Source organism: Acinetobacter sp. 70_2, from assembly GCF_056736115.1.
The window spans coordinates 1,123,505-1,135,325 of the sequence record NZ_JBWZIP010000015.1 but is presented as its reverse complement, the minus strand read 5'-3'; the positions used below and the strand labels follow the sequence as shown (position 1 = coordinate 1,135,325).

Below are 11,821 nucleotides of genomic sequence, written 5' to 3'. Positions count from 1 at the left end.
TTTACGCTTGTTGAAAGGGGTTAATTGCAAGCCAGTGCTTTTCTACATATGCAATACATGAAGCCCGCGTATCTGGTCCATGTTGAATATCCCACCCCGATGGCACCTGATGTTGAGCAGGCCATAAACTAAATTCACCTTGCTGATTTTTTAGAACTTGAAAAGACAAACTTTCGTTATCAAAGGGATTGATATAATTTTCCTGTAAGTTACTCATGATATTGTTATCCTTGATGAAACAAATGGTTATAGTGAAAGAGTTTTTTGCAATGCCTTAAGCAAGTCAGTACGCCAGTTCACGGCATCATGTCCGCCCTGAAAAGTGTGAAAACTCACTTGATTGAATGATTGCAATTGTTGATAAAGCTGAAGGGCATCGTCCCGCATATCGGTTTCATACGTGCCGGCACTGATATAAATTCGAGTTGTTTTTGATAATTGATGAGATACGTTTTGAAGCAATTCTAAAAGATTACCTTTATGTTTTTGCCCTAAAATACTGTTTGAAAAATCTGACCACCAATAAGATCCAGACTGCAAAATCAGGGAAGTAAAAATGGTCGGAAACAGCAAAGCGCTATGTAAAGTGCATAATCCACCTAAACTTTGACCACATAACGTAATGTCTGTTTTAGAAATAAAAGAATATTCTTTTAAGAGTATTTCAATGAGTTCATCAACCAACGCCTGACTAAACGCATCATGACAACCATAATCTTGTTGGCGTTGTTGACTATTTAAACTATGAACAAAAACATAAACTGCTGGACGAATCTTATTTGAATCAGTCAAATGTTGAATTTCGGGCAGAATTGAAAGCTCTCGACTCCAGATTTGGCCATCAAGCAATATAACGAGTGGCAAGACTTCTTGAGCTGATTGATGACTAATAAAAATGTCGACCAAATAGTCCTGTTGGCATAAGCGACTTGACCATTTAAATGTCTTTGTAATTGGGCAATCGTCTATGAAAGATTTTGTGTTTTCGAGTTGAATTTGATTGATGTATCGGGCCAGATGTCCGGTATAAAACTGATATTGATTAAATGAGTCAATTTGAGCATTTTGTTTAAGCTGTGTTTGCCACCATAAGCGGCGTGTTGCCGCACAATCTGTTTCTGGCGCTTCTTCACTAGCGGTCACTACAACATAACTACCAGTCCAAGCTAAGGGCAGCTCTATTTCAAAGAAGTACACATTTGTTCCAGCTATATGGCTAAAACGATTCCACTTTTGATAGATAGAAGGGCTTTGTGAATAAATATCAATATAGACAAAGATACTTTCTTTAGGCTCAGGACCACGCCAAACAAAGGTACAGAGCGCTTTATTTTTTTGTAGGTTAACTAGCGGACTACCTATTTTTTTAACGGTATTCCACCAGACCTCACTCCCAACATTGAGTTGTTGAAATAGGGGATGTAAGGGATGAGAAAATGGCTTCATTTTGAGTCCATCTCGACGAGAAAGCGCGGTCAAGTTAACAAAATGATTCTCATTAGTAAATGAAAACAATTATCATTATAATCAATAAAAAAAGACATGTTTTATTAAAATTACTAAAAATCAATAAAATAAGTCTAATTCTTGGTTAATAAATAACTTGATTTAGATTGTAATCTTATGTTTGATATTTATCGCACTTGATAATAATGATAATTATTTGCAATTATGTGGCGGAATTTACTATTCGAGTCAAACTGGAGTAAAACATGAGCTCTACCATCGTAGTCACAGGTGCTGCAAGAGGTATTGGAGCTGCTATTACAAAAAAATTATTGCAGCAAGGGTATCAAGTGATCGGCATCGACCGACAGGAAAATCCCGAACAATGGGAAATCACACAAAAGATAGAAAGCAGTGAAATATCGCGTTGGCATGGCTTTCAGCAAGATATTACTGATCAAGAAACAACAGCGAAGCTCATTACAGATATTTTAAACAAACATAGCGTAACGGGTTTAGTGAATGCTGCGGGCGTATTGATTATGCGTTCTATGCTTGAAGCAAAGACAGAAGACTGGCAAACACTTTTCGCTGTAAATGTCATGGCACCCATTGCGATTAGTCAACAACTTGCGAAGCATTTTTGTGAAAAAAAGCAGGGAAGTATTGTCACGATTAGTTCGAACAGTTCACGTATGCCACGTATACAACTTGGCATGTATGCAACGAGTAAAGCTGCACTGAGCCATTACTGCCGTAATCTTGCGCTTGAAATCGCACCCCACCAAGTAAGGCTTAATATTGTTTCACCAGGCTCTACGCTAACTCAAATGCAGCAGCAGCTCTGGACAGATAATTCACCTCCGCCTGCGGTAATCGATGGAGATTTAAGCCAATACCGTACAGGCATTCCCTTAAGAAAATTAGCCCAGCCTGAAGATATTGCCAATACGGTCAGCTTTTTACTTTCTGATCAAGCTGCACAAATTACCATGCAAGAAATTGTGGTTGATGGAGGAGCCACTTTAGGCGTTTAAACATTCATTCATTACAACAAAATAACTGTATAAGGAGTTGCGAGATGTCGGCACAGCATCCGTATTTTATCCAACGAGAAAATTTTACTGAAAGCCGCGTTGCATTAGCCCAAGAAATTTTAAATTGTGGAAATGATGCAGGTTTTATTTTCACAACGCCAGAATACACCATCAATAGTCATCAAAAATTACGAGATATTCAAGTCGCTAAAAATAGCCTTTTAAAAGATTGGTTAGATGAAGCACGAGCTCAATTAGAACTTGCAATGAATGACGGTTATAAAGACGTCAAGATTATGGGTGGACTACCATTTTGCTCGGCAGCCGATGTCAATTTAATGCTGATGCAAAATGCAAAAATCTATCAGAAAGTACTCTATGCACAGTCTGATATTGATTTTGGTTCTTTATCTTTAGAAAAGGCGGATTATTTCCCTTTAGGTGAACATTACCAACAGCAGGTTGAATATTTAGTTCAACAAATGCAAGCAAAAAAACTTGATAAAGCCGTACTTGCTCGTATTTTACAACTTGAATTTGAACAAAATATTCCTGTATCGGACTTATTTTATAACTTAGCTAAGCATAATCCCGAAGGCTATAACTATGCAGTCGCGAGGCATCCTCAAAGTGAAGGTTGGTTTGTCGGTGCAAGCCCCGAACTCTTAATTGCAAAGCAAAATACAAGAATCTGGAGTAAACCCGTTGCTGGTACATTGGCTCGTGATGACGATCCAACCCTAGACCAAAATAACGCCAGAGCATTACTTGCTTCACAAAAAGATCAACATGAGCATGCACTCGTCATCGAAATGATTGCCGATGAGCTCACACCTTTCTGTAAGCAGTTAAAAGTACCTAAACAACCATCCCTCATTCGTACTAAACGCCTTTGGCACTTGGCATCACATGTTACGGGCGAACTTAAGAAAGCCGATACACATGTTTTTGACTTAATTGAACGCTTGCACCCAACACCTGCAATTTGTGGGGAGCCTAGTCCAATTGCGAAAGAACTAATTCAGCAACTTGAACCATTTAACCGTGAATTATTTGCAGGAACTATGGGTTGGGCAGATGAACAAGGTAATGGTGAATGGTCGGTGACTGTTCGCTGTGCCCGAATTTATCAGAACATTGCCCGTTTATTTGCTGGTGCAGGCATTGTTGAAGCTTCTCGCCCACAAGCTGAACACGCTGAAACTGCCGCTAAATTTCGTACTGTACTGGACGGATTCCAGATTTCACCCAATCAATTGCCAATACAAGGACCAAACACATGACAACACAGGTTTATCTGGATGGCGCCGTGCCATATCCAGCAGAGTTTGCTGAGATTTACCGTAAAAAAGGTTATTGGCTTGGACAAAACTTGAGTGATTTCTTGCGTGAAAGTGCTCAAAAATACCCGCAAAATATTGCAGTATATGATGGTGATAAAGCCGTTAGTTACGCTGAGTTTGATCATTTAGTTGATTACTGTACAAGCCACTTATATCAACATGGACTAAGAGCGGGCGATAAAGCAGTTGTACAAATGCCGAATCACTATCAGTTCTATGTTCTATTTTTCGCACTGATTCGGCTTGGTGCTTTACCTGTGATGTCTTTACCTGCACATCGCTTTGCAGAACTCAGTAGTTTTTTCAAACAAACTCAAGCAAAAGCCTATTTCTGTGCAGATTTTGGTGCACAAAAATTTGATTATCGAGAACTTGCCACAAAACTTCAGCAAACTGCAGCTTGCTTAGAGCATGTATTTATACTTGGTGATGCTGGTAATTTTATCGCTATCGAAAACCTATTAAAAGAAACAGAAATTCTAGCGGAAGCAATCTCGCCAACTACAGCAGATCAAGTGGCTTTTTTACAGCTTTCAGGGGGCAGCACAGGTGTTCCGAAACTGATTCCACGTACTCATGATGATTATCTTTATAGCGTACGTGAGAGTGCCAAAATTTGCGAACTCAATCAGACTTCACGTTTATTGATGGTTTTACCTGCGGCACATAACTTTTCAATGAGCTCGGCTGGTTCTTTAGGCATTTTTTATGCTGGTGGCGCGGTGGTTTTAGGTACAGATCCAAGCCCTGAAACTGCATTTCCACTTATTAAAAAACACGGTGTGACAGATGCTTGTTTAGTTCCTGCATTGGTTCGACCGTGGATGGAAAAAGCAGCCAAAGATCAAGATTCAATATTATCGACTCTACGTTGTTTACAAATCGGAGGCGCGCGTTTACCCGATGCTGTTGCCTTACGTTTAATTGATGAGTTTAAGGTTAATTTGCAACAGGTCTTTGGAATGGCTGAAGGGCTGGTGAACTACACCCGTTTTGATATGTCAAAAGAACAAATTATTCATACTCAAGGTTTAAAAATCTCGCCAGATGATGAAATTTTAGTACTAGATGATCATGACCAACCCGTAGAAGCTGGAGAAGTAGGGCATTTACTCACTCGTGGTCCTTATACCATTCGCGGCTATTACCAAGCACCAGAGCACAACGCTCGTTCTTTTACACCAGATGGTTTTTATCGTACAGGCGACTTAGTTCGTATTCGTGAAGATGGCTGCATTGTTGTAGAAGGGCGTTCAAAAGAACAAATCAATCGTGCTGGTGAAAAAATTGCGACTGAAGAAGTCGAACAAGCGTTATTAACTCATCCACAAATTCGCCTTGCAGCACTGGTTGCTATGCCTGATGAGATGATGGGTGAAAAAAGCTGTGCCTTTATTGCATGGCAATCACAAAACCATGATCCAAGCCCAATTCGCCTTGCGATGTCAGTTCGACAGCATCTTAAAGATTATGGACTGGCTACCTACAAAATTCCCGATCGAGTCGAATTTATCGAGCAATTTCCATATACAGCCTTTGGAAAAATCGACAAAAAAAGATTACGTCAACAACTTGAAACTAAAACCAATGTTCTTGCTTAAAGATAAAAAAGGAAAAATTTGATGAGTATTCCCAAAATTGCCAGTTACAGTATGCCTCAAGCCCATGAATTTACACCCAATAAAACCCATTGGCAGTTACATACCAATCGCGCCGTGTTATTGGTCCATGACATGCAGCAGTATTTTTTAGACTTTTATGATCAAACTCAAGCGCCTATTCCAGAGCTCATTAAAAATACCAAAGAACTGATTGAAACCGCACGTAAATTTAATATTCCAGTGGTTTATACTGCACAGCCCGGTAATCAGACGCCTGAACATCGTCAATTATTGACCGATTTTTGGGGAACCGGTTTAAAAGATGATCCGTATATTACTCAAATTTTGCCGGAAATATCACCTCAGAAAAATGATACCGTTTTAACAAAATGGCGTTATAGCGCATTTAAGTTTTCACCACTTGAACAACTCATGCGCGAGTCAGGTCGTGATCAACTTATTATTTGTGGTGTTTATGCCCATATTGGCTGCCTCATGAGTGCAGCAGAAGCATTTATGCTCAACATACAACCATTTTTATGTGGTGATGCACTCGCTGACTTTAGCCGAGAAGAACACGACATAGCATTAAAATATGCAAGTACACGTTGCGCTCAAGTCATGACAACTCAACAAGTGACTCGTGCTTGGGAACTCGAACAAGCAGTCTCGCCATTAACCCAAGCAGGGATTGTTCAAGCAGTAAGTGAGCAACTACAGATTCCAGCTTCGGACATTCAGTTAAATGATGATCTGCTCATGCTTGGACTTGATTCGGTACGACTCATGACTTTAGTGGGTAAATGGCAGGCTTACGGCGCTCAAGTGAGCTTTGAAGATTTAGCAGAACAACCAACTTTAGAAGTATGGATTGAGAAACTAGTCGCTTAAATTTAAACAATAAAAAAAGCAGATCATTGATCTGCTTTTTTTGTTCTATAAAGAGGAATGATCTTTTCTATATTTAGATACACGTCTAAACAAAACCCGTCTAAGCGACCATTGCAACGTCGGTAAACTATGTACCAAAACAAAGAAAAACACCGTAAATACAGGGACTAGTACGGTTCCAACAATCACACTACCAAATACACTCATACCAATTTCATGGCGACTCACGGCACTAGCACCTGTAGCAACGACAAGGGGAATAACACCTGCACCAAAAGCTAAAGACGTCATTAAAATTGGACGTAAGCGTAGAGCTAAAGCCTCACATGCGGCAGTAACATAGCCTTTACCTTGTTTTATGGCTTTAGTTGCGAACTCCACAATTAAAATCGCGTTTTTACAAGACAAACCAATACCCGTTAGTAACGCGATTTGGAAATACACATCGTTTGGTAAGTTAAAAATTTGAGCAAATACAATAGTACCGGTAATTCCTAGCGGAAGCCCAAGCAAAATAATAAGAGGCACTTTCCAACTTTCATATAAGGCAGCTAAACATAAGAAAATAAATAAAATAGAGATAATGTATAAGAATAAGGCTTGCTGACTCGATTGCTGCTCTTGTAACGAGAGACCACTCCATGCGACATCTACACCAGACTGTTTACTCACCATATCACTTAACTGTTGCATTGCCTGACCTGAGCTAAAGCCAGAACTAACATTTGCTTCCAGTTGTATTGCAGCAAGTCCCATAAATCGCGTTAAGGTTTCTGGGCCACCAATCCATTCGCTTCGACCAAAATGCGCAAGAGAAAGCATTCCCCCTGTATTATTACGGACGTGCCAATAAGCTAAATCTTCAGGTTTAGAGCGAAATTCAGCATCACCTTGCATAATGATTCGTTTAATTTTGCCTCTTTCAACAAAATCACCCACATAGTTTCCACCCCAAGCAGTTGATAGGGTTGAGCGAATCGCTTGTTGATCAATCCCTAATATTTTGGCTTTATTCTGATCGAGCTGAATGAAAACCTCGGCTTTATTTTCATTTACAAGCGGACTTAAATTTTCAAAAGCAGGATAATTGCGAGATTCTTTTTCTAAAGCTTTATATTGTTTAATGAGTTCATTGCGTCCTTGACCATTTACATCTCTGAGCCAAAGTTCTAGAGCATCAGATTGGCCCAAACCAGAAACACTTGCAGGCATACCCACCATAACTTTAGCTGGTAAGTTTTTTTGCAAGTAATTTTGCGCACGTTCACGAATAGCACTTGCAGTATTAGCTTCACCTTTACGTTCATTCCAATGTTTTAAGGAAACAAACGCCATACCTAAGTTTGGACCACTTCCTGAAAAGTTTTGTCCATTGACTACAAGTACGGTATTAATATTTTTAGCTTCATGTTCAAAGAAATAGTTATTGACCAGTTTACCAACTTCTTGTGTTTGGCTCATAGAAGCACTGTTATGCAAACTATAAGGCACAGCCAACAAACCTTGATCTTCATTTGGAATAAAGCTCGTCGGCAAACTACGATAAATCACAATTAAAACAGCAACTAAAGCTAACACGACAAGACATGAAAGTGCTTTAAATTTGATTAAATTTGTTGCTAAAAAACTAAAACCAACTTTAACTTTTTCAAGCAAAGTCTCAAGTTTTTGTCCCCATTTAGGTTTTTGAGTTTGTTTTTTTAATAAGACAGCACACAAAGCTGGCGTAATAAACATGGCTACCAATAAAGATAACAACATCGCAGCTGCTAAAGTGATTGAAAACTGGCGGTAAATCATGCCCGTTGAACCACTAAAAAAAGCCATCGGGATAAATACGGCGGTTAGTACCAAGGTAATACCCATCAATGCACCAGTAATTTCTTGCATCGATGCTAAACATGCATCCCGAACACTTAATTGTTGCTCATGCATAAGCCGTTCAACGTTTTCAACCACGACAATCGTGTCATCAACCAATAAACCAATTGCTAGAACTAGTGCAAACAGGGTAAGGGTGTTAATGCTCATTCCAGACAAATACAACACAACAAAGGTGCCGCAAATCACAATAGGTACAGTAATGGTGGGAATAAGTGTAGCGCGCCAATTTTGTAAAAAGAGATACATCACAATGACGACTAAAACTACTGCTTCAAGCAAAGTAATAATGACTTGTTTAATCGACTCTTCAATAAACGGTGTATTGTCCCGCGGATAAACTACTTTATATCCAGTGGGTAGATGCTGCTTGAGCTGTTCAATTTTTGCTTTAATTAGAGCAGAGGTTTCAATTGCGTTCGCATCGGGACTGAGTGAAATGCCTAAACCAGCAGAAGGGTAGCCATTTAGCGTATTAATACTTTCATAATTTTCGGCGCCTAACTCGACTCTCGCAATATCTTTTAAATAAACCAGACTGCCATCTACATTCGCTTTAACGACAACCGATTTAAAATCATCGACTGTTTTTAGCCGAGAACCTGCAGTAACTTTGGCATAAATATTCTGGTCAGAAGCCGAAGGCATGGCACCAATTGAACCAGCAGCAATTTGGGTATTGTAGTCTTCAAGTGCCTTTTCAATATCACTCGGCATAAGTTGATAATTTCTAAGCTGATTTGGATTTAACCAAATACGCATGGCATAACTTGAACCAAATACATCAACTTCACCAATCCCTTGCAATTGGGAGAGGGGTTGTTCAAAGTGATTAACCATATAGTCTGATAAATCGATATTGCTGGCTTTACCTGTCTCATCGTATAGACCCACAATTAACAGCATATCACCTGTGGTTTTCCAAATATTTACCCCTTGCCGTTGCACCTGCTCGGGGAGACGGTTTAATGCACTGTTAATGCGATTTTGTACTTGTAATTGTGCTTTATCGATATCCGTACCAATTTTAAAGTGAATATCAATACTACCCGTTCCCGAAGATTCACTATTTGAAGTGAAATAAAGTAAGTTATCCAATCCTTTGATTTGTTGTTCTAAAATCTGCGTTACGCTTTCTTCAACTGTTTCGGCCGAAGCACCGCGGTAGTTAGCAACCACTCTAACGCTTGGGGGAGCAAGGTTTGGATAACGTTCAACCGGCATTGCCCGAATAGAGAAAAAACCAAAAATAAGAATAGTAATGGCAATGACAGATACAAAAATGGGGTGATAAATAAAAAATCGAGAGAGCATTGTTATGTCTACTTTAAGCTTGTTTTCAATAGGTTTTTAGGCATACCAAATTGCAATGTTAACTTTTTTAAACCAAACAAACAATAATGATTATCATTATATAAATAATAATTACTTTTATCTTGAACAATAAAAGTCATGGGGCTATCATGCTCGGCACATCATAAATGATAACAATTATCATATGGTAATCGTTATAAAGTATAAGGACCGAGAAATGACATTAACGAAAAAGGCGCTGGTGGTCGCTCTCTCAACACTGCTTCCATTCGCAGTCCAAGCAAATATAGATATTGGGCAACAGGGCACAAATGAACCTGTTCAAAAACTTAAAACTATTGTGGTTTCTGCTGCTTTAAAAGAACAAGATGTAGATAAAGCACCCGCATCAATTAGTGTAATCACAAGTGAAGATATTGAACGTAGCGCGGCACTTAGCCTTGCCGATGTTTTACAAAAACAAGCTGGGGTTTATAACTATAACAGTGGCCAAGATAAAATCGTTATACGGGGAATGCTGAATACCTCGGGGAACTACACCTTAATTCTTTTAAACGGTAAACGCATGTCATCTAATGGCGCCATGTGGCGAGGTAATGACTTTGACTGGAGCGCAATTCCTTTAAATAGCATTGAGCGTGTTGAAGTGATTCGTGGGCCTATGTCATCACTCTATGGCGCAGATGCCATGGGCGGTGTCATTAACATCATTACTAAAAAAGCAGAAGATGGACAATTACATGGTTCTATTTTTGGTCAATATAACCGAGCAGATCGAGGCGATGGTAAAAACCAGTACCGTTATGGATTTAACCTATATGGTGGTTTAACCGATAATTTAAGTTTCACTCTGGCAGGTGATGCCTATAACCGTGATGCGTGGTATAGAAAAGGCAAACCAGATCCGGACGGTGCATATTTTGTAGAAAAAGACACCAAGAATGTAAATGGTACTTTAAGTTGGAACATTAATGATCAGCAAACTCTAGATCTAGATTTAGGTTATAACAACGATAAGCGCCCGCTTACACAAGATGCAGCGACATCCATTCAAGAATCTGAAATGAAGCGAACCAATGTAGGCATTGCTCACCGTGGTAAATGGGCTTGGGGTAAAACAGAAGCTTATATTGGTAAAGAAACAGCCAAAATTTATGACTATGACAGTGAGTACGATGCCCCTCAAAGCCGTCACTATAAACAAGAAAATTTAATTGGCCGTGCTTTTGCCAACTTTGACTGGCTCATGAATAACACGACTGCTGGTTTCGATTATAAAGACCAGAAAATTACAGACGTTGTGAGTTATATCGGTACTGGAAAAAATCAGCAAAAAAGCTACGGCATTTTTGTGCAAAACGATACCCATATTAATGATGCACTTACCCTAACATTAGGGGGGCGTTATGACGATTTTGATGACTTTGATGGTAAAACGACTGGTAAAGCCTACTTGGCCTATGAGCTTACTCAAGGAGTCATCCTTAAAGGTGGTGTGGGACAAGCTTATAAAGTTCCAGCGCCTGCTCAGCTAGATATTAACTACTCGATGATTTCATGTGGTGGTAGCTGTCACATTCGAGGTAATCCAGATTTAGCACCCGAAGAAAGCACAAACTATGAAGCATCCTTAATTGTGACCCGTCCAAACTGGAATGCCGGTGTTACCGTTTTCCAAAACGATGTAAAGAACTTAATTGAAGCCATTACCTTAAGTGATGGTGATCCGCGTTTAGTAGGTGATTTTAGAAAAATCTGGACCAATGTGAGCCGCGCAGAACTGAAAGGTGTGGAACTCAACGGTGGATATGATTTCACTGACAATTTAGGTGTTAAGGCAAACGCAACATACTTAGATGCAAAAAACAAAACTACAGGTAAAGACTTAACCGAACGACCAGAATGGCTTGCCAATGGCTCTATTTCTTGGGCACCAGTTCAAGACTTTCGTGTAAATGCAGGCGTGAGTTATGTCGGCAAACAAATGTACTCAGCGACTAAAGAATTACCAGCTTATACGACCTATGACGTCACGTTTACATCTCCTATTACGCCACGTTTAACACTGGACTACGGTGTAAAAAACCTGACCGATGTTGACTTGGAAGATAAAAACAAAACCTTTAATACCAAACTTTATGGCCGCAATTACTTTGTGAAAGCGACTTATAGTTTCTAAGTTAAATCTAGACTCAAAGCTTATTCATAGGAGAATAGGCTTTGAGCTTTTTAGTGAGTAAATACCCATAATTTTCAGGTAAATATAGACAAAATAATTTTTAAAACTTTCTATATTTCTAAACTTTAA

Annotated in this window: 8 protein-coding genes and 1 pseudogene; 6 read left to right on the top strand and 3 right to left on the bottom strand. The window is 39.3% G+C overall.

The window, feature by feature from the left end; all coding sequences use genetic code 11:
- Position 1: 1 nt before the first annotated feature.
- Together AC1PJ9_RS14340 and fes are read right to left on the bottom strand one after the other, a co-directional pair.
- A complete protein-coding gene (locus tag AC1PJ9_RS14340; RefSeq protein ID WP_005305165.1) occupies positions 2 to 217 on the bottom strand; it encodes an MbtH family protein in 216 nt (71 codons plus the stop codon).
- Between the two features lie 29 nt (positions 218 to 246).
- Complete coding sequence (fes, locus tag AC1PJ9_RS14335; protein WP_311087632.1) at positions 247 to 1,446, bottom strand: enterochelin esterase; 1,200 nt, start codon at positions 1,444 to 1,446, stop codon at positions 247 to 249.
- Positions 1,447 to 1,712: 266 nt separating this feature from the next.
- Between fes and AC1PJ9_RS14330 the strand changes: the two genes are divergently transcribed.
- The 5 genes and pseudogenes from AC1PJ9_RS14330 to AC1PJ9_RS14310 all read left to right on the top strand — a co-directional run bounded on the left by AC1PJ9_RS14330 (position 1,713) and on the right by AC1PJ9_RS14310 (position 6,318).
- Positions 1,713 to 2,483 (top strand): SDR family oxidoreductase, encoded by a 771-nt coding sequence (locus AC1PJ9_RS14330; protein WP_174764941.1) that lies wholly within the window; start codon positions 1,713 to 1,715, stop codon positions 2,481 to 2,483.
- Positions 2,484 to 2,527: 44 nt separating this feature from the next.
- Positions 2,528 to 3,766 (top strand): isochorismate synthase, encoded by a 1,239-nt coding sequence (locus AC1PJ9_RS14325; protein ID WP_311087631.1) that lies wholly within the window; start codon positions 2,528 to 2,530, stop codon positions 3,764 to 3,766.
- Complete coding sequence (locus AC1PJ9_RS14320; RefSeq protein WP_311087630.1) at positions 3,763 to 5,427, top strand: (2,3-dihydroxybenzoyl)adenylate synthase; 1,665 nt, start codon at positions 3,763 to 3,765, stop codon at positions 5,425 to 5,427. The genes AC1PJ9_RS14325 and AC1PJ9_RS14320 overlap by 4 nt, the downstream gene beginning before the upstream one ends.
- Before the next feature lie 21 nt (positions 5,428 to 5,448).
- Positions 5,449 to 6,099 (top strand): annotated as a pseudogene (locus AC1PJ9_RS14315) (isochorismatase family protein); the annotation flags it as partial.
- 18 nt (positions 6,100 to 6,117) lie between these two features.
- On the top strand, positions 6,118 to 6,318 hold the full coding sequence (locus AC1PJ9_RS14310; RefSeq protein ID WP_373368118.1) for a phosphopantetheine-binding protein: 201 nt from the start codon (positions 6,118 to 6,120) through the stop codon (positions 6,316 to 6,318).
- Positions 6,319 to 6,363: 45 nt separating this feature from the next.
- Here AC1PJ9_RS14310 and AC1PJ9_RS14305 read toward each other — a convergent pair whose 3' ends face one another.
- On the bottom strand, positions 6,364 to 9,513 hold the full coding sequence (locus AC1PJ9_RS14305; RefSeq protein WP_311087629.1) for a multidrug efflux RND transporter permease subunit: 3,150 nt from the start codon (positions 9,511 to 9,513) through the stop codon (positions 6,364 to 6,366).
- Positions 9,514 to 9,730: 217 nt separating this feature from the next.
- Here AC1PJ9_RS14305 and AC1PJ9_RS14300 point away from each other — a divergent pair, with 217 nt between their 5' ends.
- Entirely contained in the window at positions 9,731 to 11,692 is a 1,962-nt protein-coding gene (locus tag AC1PJ9_RS14300) for a TonB-dependent receptor plug domain-containing protein (protein WP_311087628.1), read from the top strand.
- Positions 11,693 to 11,821: the final 129 nt, after the last annotated feature.